16 protein-coding genes and 1 pseudogene are annotated in these 17,459 nt (G+C 45.3%); 8 read left to right on the top strand and 9 right to left on the bottom strand.

Annotated elements, in window-relative coordinates:
- Positions 1 to 62: 62 nt before the first annotated feature.
- On the bottom strand, positions 63 to 812 hold the full coding sequence (locus RAHAQ2_RS13130) for an NADPH-dependent F420 reductase (RefSeq protein ID WP_015697703.1): 750 nt from the start codon (positions 810 to 812) through the stop codon (positions 63 to 65).
- A gap of 181 nt (positions 813 to 993) precedes the next feature.
- Between RAHAQ2_RS13130 and RAHAQ2_RS13125 the strand changes: the two genes are divergently transcribed.
- Entirely contained in the window at positions 994 to 1,587 is a 594-nt protein-coding gene (locus tag RAHAQ2_RS13125) for a TetR/AcrR family transcriptional regulator (protein ID WP_037039763.1), read from the top strand.
- Positions 1,588 to 1,896: 309 nt separating this feature from the next.
- On the opposite strand, the gene RAHAQ2_RS13120 is transcribed toward RAHAQ2_RS13125, so the two are convergent.
- Positions 1,897 to 3,060 (bottom strand): mandelate racemase/muconate lactonizing enzyme family protein, encoded by a 1,164-nt coding sequence (locus RAHAQ2_RS13120; RefSeq protein WP_015697701.1) that lies wholly within the window; start codon positions 3,058 to 3,060, stop codon positions 1,897 to 1,899.
- A gap of 182 nt (positions 3,061 to 3,242) precedes the next feature.
- On the opposite strand from RAHAQ2_RS13120, the gene RAHAQ2_RS13115 reads away from it, so the two are divergent.
- A complete protein-coding gene (locus RAHAQ2_RS13115; RefSeq protein ID WP_015697700.1) occupies positions 3,243 to 4,169 on the top strand; it encodes a LysR family transcriptional regulator in 927 nt (308 codons plus the stop codon).
- Between the two features lie 394 nt (positions 4,170 to 4,563).
- Complete coding sequence (locus tag RAHAQ2_RS13110; protein WP_037039759.1) at positions 4,564 to 5,598, top strand: alpha/beta hydrolase; 1,035 nt, start codon at positions 4,564 to 4,566, stop codon at positions 5,596 to 5,598.
- 512 nt (positions 5,599 to 6,110) lie between these two features.
- On the opposite strand, the gene RAHAQ2_RS13100 is transcribed toward RAHAQ2_RS13110, so the two are convergent.
- The 3 genes from RAHAQ2_RS13100 to RAHAQ2_RS13090 all read right to left on the bottom strand — a co-directional run bounded on the left by RAHAQ2_RS13100 (position 6,111) and on the right by RAHAQ2_RS13090 (position 10,000).
- A complete protein-coding gene (locus tag RAHAQ2_RS13100) occupies positions 6,111 to 6,392 on the bottom strand; it encodes a hypothetical protein (RefSeq protein ID WP_015697697.1) in 282 nt (93 codons plus the stop codon).
- Between the two features lie 284 nt (positions 6,393 to 6,676).
- Entirely contained in the window at positions 6,677 to 8,347 is a 1,671-nt protein-coding gene (locus RAHAQ2_RS13095) for a methyl-accepting chemotaxis protein (protein WP_015697696.1), read from the bottom strand.
- 1,056 nt (positions 8,348 to 9,403) lie between these two features.
- Positions 9,404 to 10,000: a TetR/AcrR family transcriptional regulator gene (locus RAHAQ2_RS13090; protein WP_015697695.1), complete on the bottom strand. Its 597-nt coding sequence runs from the start codon at positions 9,998 to 10,000 to the stop codon at positions 9,404 to 9,406.
- A gap of 116 nt (positions 10,001 to 10,116) precedes the next feature.
- Between RAHAQ2_RS13090 and RAHAQ2_RS13085 the strand changes: the two genes are divergently transcribed.
- On the top strand, positions 10,117 to 10,872 hold the full coding sequence (locus tag RAHAQ2_RS13085) for an SDR family oxidoreductase (RefSeq protein ID WP_015697694.1): 756 nt from the start codon (positions 10,117 to 10,119) through the stop codon (positions 10,870 to 10,872).
- A gap of 73 nt (positions 10,873 to 10,945) precedes the next feature.
- On the opposite strand, the gene RAHAQ2_RS25975 is transcribed toward RAHAQ2_RS13085, so the two are convergent.
- A complete protein-coding gene (locus RAHAQ2_RS25975; protein ID WP_037039756.1) occupies positions 10,946 to 11,125 on the bottom strand; it encodes a hypothetical protein in 180 nt (59 codons plus the stop codon).
- Positions 11,126 to 11,380: 255 nt separating this feature from the next.
- Positions 11,381 to 11,983, bottom strand: a complete 603-nt coding sequence (locus RAHAQ2_RS13075; RefSeq protein WP_015697693.1) for a LysE family translocator — start codon at positions 11,981 to 11,983, stop codon at positions 11,381 to 11,383.
- A gap of 233 nt (positions 11,984 to 12,216) precedes the next feature.
- Here RAHAQ2_RS13075 and RAHAQ2_RS13070 point away from each other — a divergent pair, with 233 nt between their 5' ends.
- The 4 genes and pseudogenes from RAHAQ2_RS13070 (at position 12,217) to RAHAQ2_RS13065 (ending at position 15,016) form a co-directional block, all read left to right on the top strand.
- The gene (locus RAHAQ2_RS13070) at positions 12,217 to 12,717 is read left to right on the top strand and encodes an Lrp/AsnC family transcriptional regulator (protein ID WP_015697692.1); all 501 of its coding nucleotides are present in this window, start codon (positions 12,217 to 12,219) and stop codon (positions 12,715 to 12,717) included.
- Between the two features lie 12 nt (positions 12,718 to 12,729).
- Entirely contained in the window at positions 12,730 to 12,840 is a 111-nt protein-coding gene (locus RAHAQ2_RS25545) for an IS3 family transposase (protein WP_274378166.1), read from the top strand.
- Positions 12,841 to 12,896: 56 nt separating this feature from the next.
- A pseudogene (locus tag RAHAQ2_RS26215) lies at positions 12,897 to 13,031 on the top strand (IS110 family transposase); the annotation flags it as partial.
- A 1,073-nt stretch (positions 13,032 to 14,104) separates the two neighbouring features.
- The gene (locus RAHAQ2_RS13065) at positions 14,105 to 15,016 is read left to right on the top strand and encodes a LysR family transcriptional regulator (protein WP_015697691.1); all 912 of its coding nucleotides are present in this window, start codon (positions 14,105 to 14,107) and stop codon (positions 15,014 to 15,016) included.
- Between the two features lie 427 nt (positions 15,017 to 15,443).
- Here the strand turns inward: RAHAQ2_RS13065 and RAHAQ2_RS13060 are convergent, their stop codons facing one another.
- Together RAHAQ2_RS13060 and RAHAQ2_RS24965 are read right to left on the bottom strand one after the other, a co-directional pair.
- Positions 15,444 to 16,382, bottom strand: a complete 939-nt coding sequence (locus RAHAQ2_RS13060; protein WP_015697690.1) for an alpha/beta hydrolase — start codon at positions 16,380 to 16,382, stop codon at positions 15,444 to 15,446.
- A gap of 130 nt (positions 16,383 to 16,512) precedes the next feature.
- On the bottom strand, positions 16,513 to 17,004 hold the full coding sequence (locus tag RAHAQ2_RS24965) for a CaiF/GrlA family transcriptional regulator (RefSeq protein ID WP_015697689.1): 492 nt from the start codon (positions 17,002 to 17,004) through the stop codon (positions 16,513 to 16,515).
- Between the last annotated feature and the right edge of the window lie 455 nt (positions 17,005 to 17,459).

The raw sequence follows: 17,459 nt of genomic DNA, 5'->3' as shown, positions 1-17,459 counted from the left end.
GGAAAAGCGAATGGAAGCCGGCTGTCTCAAAACAGCCGGGTCATGGAGAGTCAATCCATAATCTATCTGTAAATGATGCGGTTCAAAGTCGTGAGGAAATCTGCATCGGAATTACTCAACTTCTCTGCGCCGAAACGTTCTAGTACCACTGCTGTTACCAGGTCACGGCGTTTGGGGAGACGTGCTTTTTCTGCCGTATCCAGCGCTGTAGCCATCTCATGCTTTGTGAGGTTTGTGCAGTAAACTGGCGCTCCGGGTTGCTGACGCCATGAATCAGCCAGAGTGCCAGCGTCGAATGCATCGAAACCCGTTGCTTCTACCAATCGCATTGCTATATCACGATCATTCTTTCGGTCTGCTGCGACGGGAATTGCGATACGATCTGGATTGCCTGACGCCATCCCTGACTCGGCAAAAGCACGTGCTCCTATTGCGTTCCATGCCTTGGCAATCGGCCTACCCAACAGCCCGGCAACCCACAGGCTTTCCACCATGCCGTTCTCAATATCCTGAATTATACCGTCCCGTACCGGATAATAATTAGCAGTGTCGATCACTACAGTTTCCTCAGGAACCTCTGCCATAAGGGGCTTAATCGTCGAGTGGCTCGCAAAGGGGATTGAGAGAATAATTACGTCTACGTCCTTCATCGCGTCCTGAGATGTTACCGCACGGGCGCCAGAAGTCAGGATCTGAACATCAATCGTCTCGGGCCCGCGAGAATTCGCGACTTTAATTTCATGGCCTGATTTGGTCAGTTTCTGGACGAGTGTTTTTCCGATATTACCAGTGCCTAAAATACCTATCTTCATAATGATTTCTCCAGTTTGCGTTGCTGAAGTGCATGTCGAGCATTATCTGCCTGGTCTTCAGATATCGTTATCTATGCTGCCCGGTTGTACAACGCAGCCACACTCTATATCATCCGGAGTATATCTCCGTTTAATAGAATATACGGAGGCTCTCTCCATTTTTCAAGGTCAAAAAGTTGCTATGACTGATATATCTTCCCTGACTGGGCTCCGCAAGGATGCACAACGTAATCGAAAGCACATTCTTGATGTAGCCCGCCAGGCATTCGTGAGCGAAGGCGTCAATGTTTCTATGGATGCAATTGCCAAAAAAGCAGGGGTGGGGGCCGGGACCCTTTATCGTCATTTCCCAAGTAAAGATGCATTGCTTGCTTCGCTGCTGGATCACCATCATTTAGTACTGGAACAACAGCGTTTGATCATTGAGGCGGAAGAAAGCGATAGCGGACGATCACTGGAGAAGTGGATCGACGCGCTGGGCGACTGGATGCTTGCTTATCACGGCCTTCCTGAACCTTTGCAGGCTGCATGCCAGGCTCAGTCGGCTTTGACTCCTGCCTGCCTTAATGTCATCGACAAGACTGAGACTATTCTTCAGGCAGCTCAAAATGATGGGCTTGCCCGTCGGGATTTGAACGGGCGTGACATTTTCATCGCAGCCTTGGCTGTAGCATGGGCAAGCGGCATTAAGGTCGCAGATCAACGGACACGAGTTGTACTTAGCGACATGCTGAAGAAAGGATGGGGGGCAAGTGAAACACAACCGAAGAGCTGACATTGTTTGTGATGGTTACACAACAGTCCCTGGAATGTAAGACATGTAAAAAGTTAATGCATTGATTTAATAAGTCAGGGCATATCAGAAAGAATTCACTGAGCGTTCCGTAATCCTTGAGTGCCGTCGGCAGCCAGAGGGTAAAGCCGTAAGCCAGCATGCTATGCAGGGAGTAAGTGCATTATCTTTAAGAGCATTCTCACTCATGATAACTTCCTCATTAAGAAATACCTGCGGTTTTCCCGCAACGCCCTTCGACATAACGGAAGGGCGTCATTAAATTAAGCAAGACGATATGCCAGCAGGAACTTATTCAGCCAGAGCCCGCATTTCTTTGATGAGGTCTGATTTACCCTCAAAACCAATACCCGGCAGTTCCGGCATGATGATATGGCCACCTTCTACCTTCACTGAGTCCGGGAAACCGCCGTAAGGCTGGAACAGATCGGGATAACTTTCATTGCCACCCAGGCCGAGACCGGCGGCAATGTTCAGGGACATCTGGTGACCGCCGTGAGGAATGCAGCGTGACGGTGACCAGCCAAACTGCTCAAGCACATCAAGCGTGCGCAGATACTCAACCAGACCATAAGAGAGCGCGCAGTCAAACTGCAGGTAGTCACGGTCAGGCCGCATACCGCCATAACGCAGCAGGTTACGAGCATCCTGATGAGAGAAGAGGTTTTCACCCGTGGCCATTGAGCCCGGGTAGAACTCTGACAGCGCGGCTTGCAGGGAGTAATCAAGCGGATCACCGACCTCTTCATACCAGAACAGCGGGTATTCGCGCAGCATTTTCGCGTAGGCAATACCGGTTTCCAGATTGAAGCGGCCATTGGCGTCAACGGCGAGTCGTGCTTCGCTACCGATTTCTTCCAGCACGGCTTCAATACGACGGCGGTCTTCTTCCAGAGATGCGCCACCAATTTTCATTTTCACGACGTTGTAGCCGCGGTTCAGGTAGCCGCGCATTTCCTGACGCAGCGCGCTCAGGTCTTTACCCGGATAATAATAACCGCCAGCTGCGTATACGAAGACGCGCGGATTAGCCTCAACCCCCTTCATTTCTGCCAGCAGGCGGAACAACGGCTTGTTAGCAATTTTTGCGGTTGCATCCCAGATAGCCATGTCCAGCGTACCTACCGCAACTGAACGTTCGCCGTGACCGCCCGGCTTTTCGTTGCTCATCATGACGTTCCAGATCTTATGCGGATCCAGGTTGTCGCCTTTGGCATTCAGCAGGTTTTCAGGTTCGGCTTCGAGGATGCGGTTACGGAAGCGTTCACGGATAAGCCCACCCTGACCGTAACGGCCGTTAGAGTTGAAGCTGTATCCCACTACGCGGCGTCCGTCTACCTCAACATCTGTCACAACGGCAACCAGACTGGCCGTCATCTTGCTGAAATCGATGTAAGCGTTACGGATAGGGGAAGCAATGGGTTTGGTAATTTCTACAACGTCAAGGATACGCATGTTCTCTCCGGCAGTTCTCAGTCAAATAACATCTAACTTACGTACCTACGCAATGGGTTATGTCATGCCATATATTTATTGGCATAATACATTGACGTAGTGTTCAGGGAGCTTATTGCCCTGTCTGACTTCATCCTAAGCAGTTCATGGATTCCGTTCTAATGCCAAAGAGGCAGGCTGTAATGCAAAACAGGCATCATCTTGAATTAACCTGGCTTGAGGACTGTGTGGCTCTGGCACAGTCCCTGAATTTCTCCCGTGCAGCAGCTTCACGATATGTGACGCAGCCAGCATTCAGCAGGAGAATTGTTTCGCTGGAAGAGTGGCTTGGAACCCCGCTTTTTGAAAGAAATCGTCGGGGCGTCAGCCTGACGCGCGCCGGGGAGGTTTTCGTCACGCAGATCCCTGAACTTATTCGCGCACTCTATACCCTGAGAAGTGAATCTATAGAAGCAGCGGGAGAAACCAAACCGGACGTTATTTTTTCCGCTACACACTCTTTGTCATTTTCATTTTTTCCCGCGCTGATGCGTAATAACGAAAAAATCGCGCGCTTCGGCTCTTTTCGCCTGTTATCTGACACGTTAAGTGCCTGCGAACGTATGATTGACAAAGGTGACGCACAGTTTCTACTTTGTTATTACCATCCTCATATGCACATCAATCTCGATCAGTCCAAATACCTCAGCGTCCGGCTCGGACGGGAAACTTTACTGCCTTATTCCAGATGCGATCCGGCAACCCGCGAGCCGGTCTGGCATGCTTCAGGCAGTAAAAAGTTTCCCTTCCTGTCCTATTCAGCGGAGTCCGGACTCGGCCGGATCCTTTCCAACACTTCACAGGTAAATCGTGCCAGACGTGGGATGGATATCGCGTTCACTGCCGATCTTGCTGCCACATTACTGGCTATGGTCAGGGCCGGCGACGGCATCGCATGGCTACCAGAAACCCTAGCAGCGCCGGATGTGGATGCCGGCTCCATTGCCGTTGCGGCTAAGAAAGACAGTGCGCTTTGGATACCCATAGACATCAGACTTTTCAGACCCGCAGCAAGGATGTCCCGGGCAGTAGAAGAGTTGTGGGAGATTTTCGTAGACGGCCAAATATGACAATCGGAACATATTCAGGCGTTTTCCAACATCAGCATCAGAAGATGAAAAGCGGGAGAACATAAAATCCGCAAGACATGGCATTGCATGCAGAGTTATCCCTATCAGATGTTCGCTTTTCGCTATGAGTTCAACGGGTCGACGCAACAAGCCCGGGAATTGCCTGTTGAGCTTTATAAAACATTCACATGGGATCGGAGTGCTGAAATGACCAGCAGTCTGATTTTTTCAGGCATTTCCATCAAATCGCCACAATTTATACCTAAGGTACAAAATTCATCTCCGTAGGGTCACACATGAGAGGGTTACAGCCATTTGATGAAAATTTCAGAAGTCAGAAAAGTTATAAAGATCAGTAAATAGAATAGATTTTGTGACACTAGAGGATAACATTATGAAATTGTGGCACGCTTCCCTGACTGGAGTTTTTTTGATGATTTCAGCAACTACCGGATCGATAGCATCCGAAAAGCACACAATGCCCGGATACACTGAAGGAGCAGAAATTGTTCAGATTAAGACCCGCCGCGACCAGATAGATAACATTGGGGATGTGGTATACGAACAGATAAAAAATACCCGTTCAGTCCGACAGTTGCATATGTCCGTTTTAGTACCACGTAACGACGATCTGAAACCGGCAATTATCTATTTTCCCGGTGGGGGATTTACAACCGCTGAGCGTGATAAGTTCATAGAGATGCGTATGGCACTCGCAGAGGCGGGATTTGTTGTCGCAGCGGCAGAGTATCGTACGATCCCTGATGTCTTCCCGGCGCCGGTTGTGGATGCGAAAGCGGCTGTCAGATACCTTCGGCAGCACGCAGTAGAATATGGCGTCGACCCGAAACGCATTGGCGTACTGGGAGACTCTGCAGGTGGATGGCTGGCTCAGATGCTGGGAACTACAAATGGAGATAAATCGTTTGATAAAGGTGACTTTCTCAATCAGTCTTCCGATGTTCAGGCTGTAGCGACGCTTTACGGGATTTCTGACCTGCGGGACATCGGCGAAGGCTTTCCGGAAACTGTTCAGCAAGTTCATCGTTCACCGGCAGCAACAGAAGCCTTGTTGGTCAATGGCGCCGCTTTCAGAAATTTTGCCGGAGCGTCTGTAACGGACTCGCCCCAGAAAGCGCTTGCAGCAAGTCCGATCGGACATCTTAACGGACACAAACCTCCATTCCTGATTATGCATGGGAGTAAGGATTCACTGGTATCCCCTGAACAAAGTGCGAAGCTATATAAAGCACTCAGGAGTGGAGGTAACAGCGCTGATTACGTAATTGTTGAAGGTGCTGAACATGGCGATAACCATTGGTTCCAGCCAGCGGTAATCAACAGGGTTGTTGACTGGTTCAGACAGGTACTGGGCTCCCCTGAAAAAATGAGTAATAAGCCGGTTAAAGATCTGAACGCTAATCTCTGATATCCGTAGATTCCTTGTTTCCCTTGTCGTATGGGGGAACAAGGTGGTATGGATAAAATCGATATCTTTCAAGAGCATAATTAATACTTTTTGTCATGCTATGACGGGCAAGTTCCGTAACAATATTGTCCCAGGTCCAGTTGGGTAATCGGGATCTGGTAGTTCAAAGCAACGTAAAGATTTATTTGCGGCGTTAGCCATACCAATGGCTAACAGATGCAAGTTCAGTCTGTAACTACAGCTCATTGTTTCCATAATAATTTCTCCATAATGCTTCATCACCGCTATCGAGACGTATATAAAAATACTCACCCTTGACTCTATTATTAGCATCACGAAAATTAAATGAAAATGAACCATCTACCTTCCTCTTTTAAGGAATTCATTCATTTCCCTCACGATAGTTATTGCAATAATGATTTAAATTAGCAGCTATTAAAAGCACATTAACTCAGAAAAATAAGTGCTTGTAAAAAACACAAAGGGCAATAATCCATTAAGTTATATTAAAATCATTTATCATCCAGAGATACCAGTCGGAGAAAATTCGCTATGATTAATATAAGCTTGCCCGTCATGACAGTTTCTTTCAGTAGTACCGGGTCATTTTTTTGAAGCCAGGCCAGGAACTCAATATCACTGGTATACAAACCGAACTCGCGGAACGTTCTCGTAAGGTGTATGAGGTTATTTGAATAAATATCTAATGATTTGTAATCACCTCCAGCGAGCTGCTTCATCAGGAAATCCGCATGCTCTTTGACCTCTTTAAAACCCTTATGTTTTTCATGCATATGTTCACCATAAACAATAGAAATTAATTAAACTAAAAATTAAGACACAGGAAGCAGCGTTTAGTCCAGGCATCCAAAACTAAACGCATTAAAAATCGACCCAGACATAATAAAAATAACAATTATCTTATCAAGTGAGAATTAATGATAGACACTGAATAGATTAATGGATCGCTGATTTTTGTTAGCCAGCGACGCCATCTCAATATTATGTAATAAAGCTGATGAAGAAACAGCTTTAACAAACGCTAATAAAGGTTATTTGAGTCAGTGCCCGTCGATTTTTAGAAGTTTTTCCAGTCATCATCAGCACGTGCATTTTCAGCACGTGCATTTTTTAAAACATGATTGTTTGGAATCGGCTTCAGCGGCGTTTCCCGCTCTGTTTCGTACTTTCTTTTATGGTTCTCTAACTCACCCACAGTAAACGCACTGACCAGTTTATTCAGAGCACTGGCCTGCGCCATTAAAGAGAGTGAAGCGGCCGAGGCCTCCTGGACCAATGCTGAGTTTTGCTGAGTGACGTCGTCCATCTGGTTTACCGCCGCATGAACTTGTTCAATACCCTGCGACTGCTCGTGTGCGGCAACGGAGATCTCATCAATAAGGTCAGTAACCTGACGGACCGCATCGTTCATCCTGCTCATATTGTGCCCTACACCTTCAGCCTGATTAACTCCTGCTTCTACGAACTGCATAGAAGACTCGATCAGTTCTTTTATTTCTTTAGCTGAAGCTGAGGAGCGCTGTGCCAGATTGCGGACTTCACCAGCGACAACAGCGAAGCCACGTCCCTGTTCACCAGCACGGGCAGCCTCGACAGCAGCATTCAACGCAAGGATATTAGTCTGGAATGCTATCCCTTCAATAAGTGAGATGATATCAGTGATTTTCGACGAACTGGTTTTGATATCGCCCATTGTGCCCAGCAAATTATGAACACGTGACGAACTATCCTCGGAAATGTCACATGCATTTTTAGATAGCTGACTGGCAAGACGGGTATTCTCAGCTGTCTGACGGACTGTTTCGCTAAGCTGGGACATGCTGGCAGCAGTCTGTTCCAGGGAAGCAGCCTGTTCTTCCGTGCGTGAAGACAAATCTTCATTACCCGCTGATATTTGCGCGGAGGCGGTACTGACAGACTGCGCTGATGACCTGACGGTAGTTAATGATAATGCTACATTTTCAATAAGATGGTTATAAGCTTTAGCCATTAGACCAATCTCATCTTTACGTGTTTCATCGGCACGTAAGGTTAAATCAAGTTTTTCACTGGCATTTTCCATCAGTGAACGTATGTTCTTAAGCTGTACTCGGATACCCGCTATGGTTCTGAATGTCAAAAGACTAAGCAGTATGACAACGGCTGAAGAACCGATGATCAGTGCCCATAAAGTCTGATGATAGATACGGAGATTATCGCTCTTGTATTCGTTGCTGACATCAATGTTAATCTGACGTTGTTTTTTATAACCCTCAATCAATTCACGAACCGATTGGCCTACGCCCGTATTCCCCTGCAACGCTGTCAGCGCTATGTCATCATTCTGAGCGCGTGAACCCGCGACAAACTGAGGAAGCTTTGTCTGAATATCCTGAATGATTACAAAAGCATGCCTGCTCAATTTTTTATCCTGCTCACCTGAAAGATAATTATCCAGATATTTTTGATTCAGTTTTTTTAAGTTCTCTATCTGCTGAGCCAGCTCATTTTCAATCGCCGACTGTTGCTCAAGGCTTTTTGAACTTTGATGCCGGTAAAGCCAGATAGTTAATCCGTTACTGTCTGCTATCATATCGTCGAGAATCGCAACAGAGGGAATTGTGTTTTCCTGCACATACTGAAAACGGGCCTGAAAACCTGATAGCACCAGGACTGCTGTAACCACTATTGCGATGAGCGCTATCGAGAGCAGGGAAAAAGTCAGGAACAGCCGTTGTGTAATTGTCATGTATTATCCTTATTATTCTGAATTAAAAACTATTTATTAAATTACATAATATCTATCGGCAGCCAGATGTAGAACATTATTGTTTTTTTAAATTAAAATCATAAGTGAAATACATGATTTCAATGTCATTAAAAATTAACAAAAAAAATATTGACAGTTAAAATATCAATAGTAATAACGATTTTTACACACAAAATATCCATAAGCATTCAGCAACCCCCTATGATTTCAACCTTATTATGAGTCGCCTGGTTCTTGGGTTTCAAAAAAACATCATATAATCAATGAGTTACTGAAATATATCACTTGGTTGAAAAATACTCACATTTAAATATATATAACGCGAATCACCTTAAATAACATTCACGTTTCTTAAGCCAGAAAAAACAAAGAAGCCAAAAAAATTTTATTTAATTAATTAACTAAAGTAATTTTTTCTGTCTATTAATTCCTGTGAAAATTTCAGCATGTGGTATTTAGAAAGCAACCACAGACTCCTCACCGTCAGGAAGAAAATCTCTATGCATTGTTTTTCTACCAGACATGATGTTACGGATAACAAATTCAGGAAATATACCTATATAGAGTATGGTTAATAATTTATTAAACCGAAAACTGATGAAAAACTACCATCAAAATAAAAACAGGAAAAAAATCAGGGTTAGGCACGCGATAGCGTTCTGAGATTCTTACCGTTGATGAGGTCGGAAGTGCACAGTGCTATTTCCAACCGCGCGCTTTTTACCTGTACAACCAGTTTGCTTCATCGCGTCTGCTCCGCATAGGATGAATAGCCGGCCCGGGTTTGGACGGCTCGACCCGGAAGTTGCGGTGTGAGTGAAGTTTGCGACTGAGGCGCTGTCTGGATGGAGCATGTAATAATCCCGGCAAATAAGAACACCTTTGCGTCTGATGTTTTTAACCCGATCCACGTATTGCAAATATCAATCAATGCCAGGCTTAAAAAATAATGAAAAGGCGAGGCAATTATTGTTCAGACCCCCGGGAGACTTCGGCTGTTTCGCCACTCTCCTGCATGTACGCTGTGGTTGTCGTCTACTGAGAAACTGAGCGTAGCGGTGCCCCCGCGCGCAATCCCGCCATCACCATGTCGATGAGCCAGGTTAGCCGGGGCTGCCACTCATCATTAAAATCGAGCTGCCATATCCCTGCAATTGTCAGGAAAAAGTCGTCAGTGGTAACCCCCGGGTGGATAGTTCCCGCTTTCTTATTGGCATCAAGTAACAACTGAGCGGCAGCAATGACAGGGGCATAGCCTGCCTTTTCCGGACAGTCCCGCGAGAGCGATACCTTGCGAATGGCATTGGCCAGGCCTGCTTTGGTCATCGCGTATTCGGCAAGGCGATTCATCCAGGCACGCAACGCCTGTTCGGGTGCGCAGGTCCGGAGCAAATGTTCTGCAAACTTTGTGACCTGCAACATCTCATAGCGATAAACCTCCATCACTAATACCTCCCGAGTCGGGAAGTTGCGATAAAAAGTGGCCTGCCCGATGCCTGCCTTCTTCGCGATCGTGCTTAGGGGCACGTCTGCGGAAACGGTCAGTTCCTGAAGTGCAACCGACAGAATACGTTCGCGATTTTGCTGCGCATCAGCGCGTGCCGGGCGCTCCGTTTTTTGTTGTTGTGTCACCAGTCCTCCTGTCCACAATATTAAAACTTGCTTAACGGACAATTGTCCGTTAATTTTTTCCAGTCGGACAACTGTCCGTTTGGCATTCTACCTTTTTCATCAATCCGGAGAAACATATGAAAACTTCAGGTAATACGATCCTCATCACGGGTTCAACCTCGGGGATAGGGCTGGGCCTGGCGGTACGTTTTCATGAAGCAGGCAATAAGGTCATTGTCGCTGGCCGTCGCAAGGCTTTACTTGATCAAATCATAAACGACTATCCCGGCATCGAGGCCATTGAACTCGATATTGCTGATGCCGGATCCATTACCCGGGCGAGCGAACTCGCAGCAGCACGTTACCCCGACCTGAATGTCGTCATCAACAACGCCGGGATTATGTTGAGCGAAAATGTTTTGGATCAGGATGCAGTGAAGATTGCGCAACAGACCGTTGAGATCAACCTTCTGGGGACCATTCGTATGACTTATGCGTTCTTACCGCAGCTGGTTCAAAAGAATGACAGTGTCATCATTAATGTCAGTTCCGCACTGGCGTTTGTTCCGTTCCCTATTGCCATGACCTATAGCGCCACAAAAGCTGCGGTTCATTCATTCACTGAAAGCTTGCGTGTTCAGCTCGCCGACACGCCCGTGCGCGTGATTGAGCTGGCGCCCCCTGGCGTGCGTACCTCGTTGTTCGGACAGGGAAATGACGAGCATGCCATGCCGCTGGATGACTTCCTGACTGAGACGCTCGACCTTTTGCATGCAGACCCGGCGCCTGATGAAATCATCGTTGAGCGCGCCAAATTTTTACGTACAGCCGGGGCGACGGGTCACTACGACAGCGCCCTTAAAATGCTTTCTGAATGGAAGGCTGCAGACTGAACGTTTAGCTCTAAAAAACTCCACAAGTATGTTAATCAACTTGTGGAGTGTTACTTATTATTTTATCTCTTAGTCAGTGGGCGACGTTAAGCTTCTTACGTGCCTCAGCAACAGTCCTGGTATCGGCAGGCTGGAAGCCGGTATTACCATCAGAGTCGAGGAAGGTTACACACCTTACGGTTTTGCCATCCTCGGCCTTATCGATATACAACGCGGTACATTCAGTCAGCAGGATAAAGTTGGTTCGGTCCATCAATGCCGGGACCACGCAGATATTCGGGGAAGATTTCGAGAAGTTACCACAGCCGTAAAAACCGCAGAAACCACAGTAGGTGCAGGGTGCCAGGTTGATACCCTGCGGGTTAGTGTAAGTTGCACCAGTGGTTCCTGCCGGGATCGGGAATGGCAGACTGCTTTATGAATTGCCGGTGGGTTCAACGCCGATCATCATATCGTTGTGCAGAGGGTCCTCTCATCATCTGGTGGTTCTGGTACTGTCTTATGACGATTAAAACAGCGTCATGGACAAAGCAGAAAGAGCGAGTATGCCTGCGCAACTTTGGTTAAAGCGCCTGACTAACCGCGCATCCGTAAGGTAGTGTTTGATCATTGCACCAAACCAGGCCCAGATCCCAACACAGGGAAAACTCACGGCAGCAAAAAGAACGGTGTATAGCGCTATATCCTCGAATGAAAACACGCTGGGCAGACATGTGGATATTGCCACACTTGCCATAATCCAGGATTTCGGGTTGATGAGCTGGAAAAAAGCGGCTCCGATAAAACTCATTGGGTGTGATGTGTCTGCCGACCTGATTTCACCGGTGCTTCCCAAAATCTTCCAGGACAAATAAAGAATATAGGCTGCGCCGCTATACTTCATGAACACCTGGATATAAGGGAATAAAGTAAATATTTCATGCAGTCCCAAGCCGACTAAAAGTAGCATGAGTGCACTTCCGGCACTTGCGCCGGATATGTGACCCAGTGTTTTACGCGCTCCAAACCGGACGCTGGAAAAAAGGACCATGAGGTTGTTTGGTCCTGGGGTGACGGACATAACGATCGCCAGAACCAGAAAGGAGCTCAACTGCTGTGCTGTGATACTCATCTACTCCAGTCCTGTTGTTGTATTTCTTCCTTGTCGTCGCCAAAAATCTCGGGCGTTTTCCGTTTTATTGACCCTGATTTGAAGCAGAGTGAGTTTTTAATTCTGTTTGTCTCAACACAGGACCGGAACAGAGGAACTAAATAAATCTTTTGCATATGACTTTTTTTTGAATTTCATAAGAAGTATTCTCATAATTACCTTATAAAATTAGTCTATCAACAGGTTTTTTTGAGATGGATAAAGATGTGAATGTCGTTCAGACAAAACTGATTCAACAGCCGAAACTGGATGCGAAGGACCGAACATTATTAGCCATCCTGGCTGAAGACGCCTCACTAAGCTATTCGGAACTTGGGCGTCAACTGCACCTTTCAGCACCGGCGGTACATGAGCGGGTCAAACGGCTTAAGAGTGAAGGGGTGATTACAGGGACAGTGGCCAGGCTGGACAGCAACAAAATCGGGCGCCCGCTGCTGGCATTCATCCATGTCGATACGTCGAGTTGGGCTGTAACGCGCTCAATACTCTCTTTAAAGTCGCTTTCCGATGTCGAGGAAATTCACACCGTAGCAGGTGATAGTGCCATGTTGCTAAAAGTCAGAACCCAGAATACTCAGTCACTTGAAGCCCTGCTGGAAGTGATTCATTCAATTGACGGTTTTACTGGAACACGCAGCTATATTGTATTAACCCCCCACCTTGAAAGAGGGCCAGCCCCCTTACTCTCAAAATAGAGCTGAAGTGATGTGATGGATGCCGCTTCCATCGATTACATTGAAGTGCTCTACAACCGAACCCGGCGTCACAGTCATCTTAGGGGTTTCAGCCCCGAGGCCTTCGAAAAGGCCTCACCGTGAGGACAACAAATATCTACTGTCCCGAACGGAACGAAAGTGATCCCTATCCTTAATCCCTGGAATGGTTCTCGCATCGGGACAGCTCGTTGTTCTGTGAACTGATTATCCGCTGGCCCAGCTTCAACAGCTAAAACGTGCCAAGAGTGAAACCGTTCGTCATTTTTAGGAATGCTAAAGGTGGTCGGGCAGTGGATGGATATATGGGGTCAAAACCAAAGACACCTTTGGTGGTCACGTCATTATCTCACCGCAAATGCCCCTCAATCAGCCCCCCACATCTCTCCCGGACGGCAGTTGCCTGACGCAAAAAAGCAAAAAGCCCGCTTAAGTTTCCTTAAGCGGGCTTTTCTAATTTGGCTCCTCTGACTGGGATCGCCCTTGCCAATAACTGGCTAATAAATAAGCTAAAGGAGAGTGCTACTCCTGTCAAGACCCCCAGAATGACCACCAATAGTGATGGGTTACGTAAATCTGGTATGAGCGTTCCGCGACATGTGATGATCCTTACTATTCTATTCCCAGAAAATGAAGCGTTGCTATTGAAACTTCCCAACCGCCTCATCGGCTTAACGGTTCGAACCGGAGGAGCGCCAAAGGCATTTCCGTTTTCAATGGTTCTAACTCTGCTGAAACCGCTATTCCTGAGACACGTCCCCCGGTGGGATGCGCAGCATTATCTGCAAGATTTAGCTTCTTACGCCCACTGCAGTTGCTGAACCTACCTGCGCTCGAAAGTGTTTGGGAAATTGGTAGCATGTTCGACCCGAATTTTATAAACAAAAATTGTGCAGGCCGCTTTTCTCCGTACGTTTACCAACCGGATATCAAATCCTGTTCTCCCGGGCGAGGAAGACTTCAGTGACATATCTACTCAGGTTGCCCTTCACTCATTTTCCTCCTGCGCGGTCGTTCTGAAATTCAGCGATGCCTTGCTGCGTGTGTTAAAAAAACTTATCCACACCAGGGGAAAGAAGGCACTGTCGCAGGTAATGTAAGACTCAATTTTATCGCCTGCATATTGCACTCAAGGTACTCCCGTTGTCAGGCTCACAAACCTTGAAAAGGCTCTACCAGTTCCGGTATGGCAATTTCTAATCTAGGGTGAGGAAAAAGGTAAACACATAGTGCGAAGGGGCGATATCGTTAAATAAATGCAGCGATATTGAGAATAATTTCGAATTGGCAGCAGCGCTGGCCGCCGATGCTGAAAGACGAAAAGCTGGATGCTGGTGGCTCAATTACGGTGAAGTTGTAGGATAATCTAATGAAAGCATGGCAAATCTTTGTGAAGGTAGTTGAGAAGGGGAGTATTACTGCTGCGGCTAAGGATATGAATATCGTTCCTTCGGCTGCAAGTAAAATGATTTCAAAACTTGAAGCAGAGCTAAGAGTAACCCTTTTTTTTCGGAATTCGCGAAACCTGGCTGTTACTCCTCAGGGGATACTGGTATATGATAAAATCAAATCAATACTTGAATCGATGGATGAATTATATGCTGAAGCACGTAACCCCGATGATGTAGTGAAAGGGAGTATCCGCTTATCTGTACCTTCTGTTATTGGCGAGTATATGGCGAACATATGGATTTATGAATTTCTTCAGAAACATAGGAAAGCAAAGGTATTTTTGGATACCCGTGATGTGTTTACAAATGAAGCCATTGAAGAAAATGATTTAATACTTAAAACAGGTGAGGTTGAAAATGAATCTCTTGTTCATAAAAGACTTTCGCCACTAAAGTTAGTGTTGTGCGCCTCTCCGAAGTATTTGTCGACGCATGCTGAAATAACAGAACCAAAAGATTTAGAAAAGCATTCAGTATTTCCCCTCCATCACCATGGTTTGGCTGGGCCTTTGACGATGTTTCGCGGAATTGAAACGTACACATTGCAACAAAGCAATAACTTCAGATTTTCCTCAAATAACTTAGTTTCGATATTGAATCTTGTTCTTTTAGGACATGGAATTAGCATTTGCACGCCAGGCTGGTTAGCAGCCCAAAAAATCTACAATAATCAGATACAATTAATTCTCCCTGACTGGACCATACCAGACCTTCCTGTATACCTAATTTGGAAACAAAGACAATTTCACACCCCGCTATTTAAAGAATTCTCTGTGTTTATCGGTGAAAAGTGGGATAACCGTTCGGTAATTACAAAATCTCAGATTTGAAAGTATTCATTAAAAACTAAAATTGGGTTCCGCATCCAGGGTTTGGATTTAAGTGTGGTGGTTTATGTGTTGATTTTTCCCTGAATATAAAAACCACCCAGCCACAGGCTGCTCTTATATCGGGACACGTTGTATTAAAACGATTGACAGAGGATGTTTTGTCGGATTTAGATAATTCATTCAGGTACCAACAGCCATGATACACAAGTCAGTTACCTATACGCGACGTGATGAGGTCTGAAAGCTTTTTATTTCTTATTACTGTAGTGCCAAACTTAAGCTTGAGGTTGGAAAATACCCCCACCTCTTTACTTGTGCGAAAGCGAAGTAGGGGGTATTTAACAGGTAGCGGGTTTCTCTGACATGTTAATTGCCAGGGTATCCTCGGCACATCAGATCTTATCAGAAAAAGGTAAGGCGGAATTTACTAATTATCGAGAGCACTTAAAAAATTCTTAATATGAACGAAATAATTTTCCACTCCAAACGCAATACTCTGTGGATGATTAGCACCTTCTACAAAATTGGTTGTTACACTTTCGTTACCTGCCCCATAAATGTCTCGAATGAGATGAGCTTGAGAAATTGGTACTGTGGTGTCTTCTGTGCCATGAATGATAAGTAAAGGCAGTTTGCACTCCGCGATGACAAAGGGACTCACACCTGACCCAATAGTGACATGTTGTTGCTCTTGTAAAATGTCGTCAACAAGTTCTTTTACTTGAGGCACTTGCGCGTAACTCAACTGCGGATATTGACGTAATATATAACCCTCGACAAACTCCTCCAGCCATGAATATCCGCAATCCTCAATTATAGCTTTCAAGTTATTTATACGTTGCTTTTGAGCATAACTCACTGCTGACAACGCAGTGGCTGCACCAAGCGAGTAACCAAACAGGATAATTTCTTCACTCGCCCCTCTCACTTTTATAATTTCTTTGATCCACTCAACCATATCTCTTGCATCAAGCGTGCCCAGATTTCGTAGGTTCGTTGCACTTTTACCATGTCCTCTCAAATCTGGAGTTAGCACGCTCAACCCCAGCTTTTCAAAAACACTTACCCAGGGCCCTGTATTGTCTGCCTGGCTTGTAATCCCATGGATTATTAGCACAGTTCGGGAGGCTTGCTCCGGACGTTTTAGGGCGCGCTTATAATAGGCATTCAATTTAGTCCCATCTCGGGCATTAATAAACCACGTTTCTTTCTCACTTTGACGATAAGATTCAACCAGTTTATCTATAAGTTCTGTGTCGGGGCCGTCGAGATGACCCGTGGTATCATTATTATCACCATGATTGACAAAAGCATCATGATAAATAGCCTGGGCAATCTCTTTTAGATCTAACTCATTATTAACCATATTATTTTCCTTAGTATAAATCTTATCATGTTTAATGAATGTATTGGTCAAAGATAAAATATAAGGCGTCATGTATTAATAAAACTCGCACTTTCATAACTCACGGGTTGAAACCGCCGGAGTTTGATTGTTATTGTAGCTTTCTAGTGGTTAGAGTACCCGTCAGGAATTTTTTAATCACATTATTAAAAGCAATTTCTTCATTTCTATTAGGGTTATTTTTCTTAACCGATAGTAGATTGTCTGGATATTTTTTCACTCGGTCTTTGGCAGGTTTTTCTTTTATTTCCGTTATAAAAAGTCGGCATCTAATAGATGTGCCTTTGCTTGTTTTAGTCGTACTTTTCTTCCAGCACGAAATAACAGTTTGCGTGCAATGACTAGATAAATAATATAAAACGTCTCCGGCACGGCGTTGAGAAATGTGAAATGCTTGACTGACATCATCTCGAGATATTGCTTCTTTTCTCAGTAATCCCCACCATGCAACAGCTAACCACATTGGAGGAGACTCAAGATGTTGTAAGTTTTGCGGTAAGTGCCAGGAACCATGGTTACTTTGTGTGCCTTTAATAATACATGGCGTGGACATTCTAGTTGCATTTTCTTGTGAATTTCTCATGGTTATATCTCCGGTTTTCATGTACTTAATTTAAAGCCTATGGCTCGTTAATTAAAACTTCCCCGGTATTTATGAATCTATCGGCTACTATATTATTGGATAATTAAATTATCTCATTATAAATTAAATGTGACTCGTCATGTAAATCACAGTTAATATTTTCATATAGAATATTATCAATATAAGTCACCTTAACTTTTGCTAAACAGTTTTTTTCCTTTGCTGGAGGGTATTTCATGCATTACACTGAGTTGGTGTTAAGTTGTTGTAGTTAAAGTGTTAAATTGAATGGGTGGACTAAACTATCGTTTTTGTTCAAAAAAAGGAGTATAAATCTACTTATGTTGCAGGGTGATTCATTTGATATTACTTATCCACTCCTCGCTCCCTCGCAGGGGATTTTCCCATCAAATTCAGAAAAATTGTGAAGGATGTCTGATGTGATTCAGAGGTCA

Origin of the sequence: Rahnella aquatilis CIP 78.65 = ATCC 33071 (assembly GCF_000241955.1) — a bacterium.
GTDB lineage: Bacteria > Pseudomonadota > Gammaproteobacteria > Enterobacterales > Enterobacteriaceae > Rahnella > Rahnella aquatilis.
Note: the sequence above shows the minus strand (reverse complement) of the source record. Positions and strands in the feature narration are given on the sequence as shown.

Bases quoted from the DNA above. Each gene is read 5' to 3' on its own strand.
- RAHAQ2_RS13130 (WP_015697703.1), bottom strand. From the start codon at position 812: ATGAAGATAGGTATTTTAGGCACTGGTAATATCGGAAAAACACTCGTC.
- RAHAQ2_RS13125 (WP_037039763.1), top strand. From the start codon at position 994: ATGACTGATATATCTTCCCTGACTGGGCTCCGCAAGGATGCACAACGT.
- RAHAQ2_RS13120 (WP_015697701.1), bottom strand. From the start codon at position 3,060: ATGCGTATCCTTGACGTTGTAGAAATTACCAAACCCATTGCTTCCCCT.
- RAHAQ2_RS13115 (WP_015697700.1), top strand. From the start codon at position 3,243: ATGCAAAACAGGCATCATCTTGAATTAACCTGGCTTGAGGACTGTGTG.
- RAHAQ2_RS13110 (WP_037039759.1), top strand. From the start codon at position 4,564: ATGAAATTGTGGCACGCTTCCCTGACTGGAGTTTTTTTGATGATTTCA.
- RAHAQ2_RS13100 (WP_015697697.1), bottom strand. From the start codon at position 6,392: ATGCATGAAAAACATAAGGGTTTTAAAGAGGTCAAAGAGCATGCGGAT.
- RAHAQ2_RS13095 (WP_015697696.1), bottom strand. From the start codon at position 8,347: ATGACAATTACACAACGGCTGTTCCTGACTTTTTCCCTGCTCTCGATA.
- RAHAQ2_RS13085 (WP_015697694.1), top strand. From the start codon at position 10,117: ATGAAAACTTCAGGTAATACGATCCTCATCACGGGTTCAACCTCGGGG.
- RAHAQ2_RS25975 (WP_037039756.1), bottom strand. From the start codon at position 11,125: ATGGACCGAACCAACTTTATCCTGCTGACTGAATGTACCGCGTTGTAT.
- RAHAQ2_RS13075 (WP_015697693.1), bottom strand. From the start codon at position 11,983: ATGAGTATCACAGCACAGCAGTTGAGCTCCTTTCTGGTTCTGGCGATC.
- RAHAQ2_RS13070 (WP_015697692.1), top strand. From the start codon at position 12,217: ATGGATAAAGATGTGAATGTCGTTCAGACAAAACTGATTCAACAGCCG.
- RAHAQ2_RS13065 (WP_015697691.1), top strand. From the start codon at position 14,105: ATGAAAGCATGGCAAATCTTTGTGAAGGTAGTTGAGAAGGGGAGTATT.
- RAHAQ2_RS13060 (WP_015697690.1), bottom strand. From the start codon at position 16,382: ATGGTTAATAATGAGTTAGATCTAAAAGAGATTGCCCAGGCTATTTAT.
- RAHAQ2_RS24965 (WP_015697689.1), bottom strand. From the start codon at position 17,004: ATGAGAAATTCACAAGAAAATGCAACTAGAATGTCCACGCCATGTATT.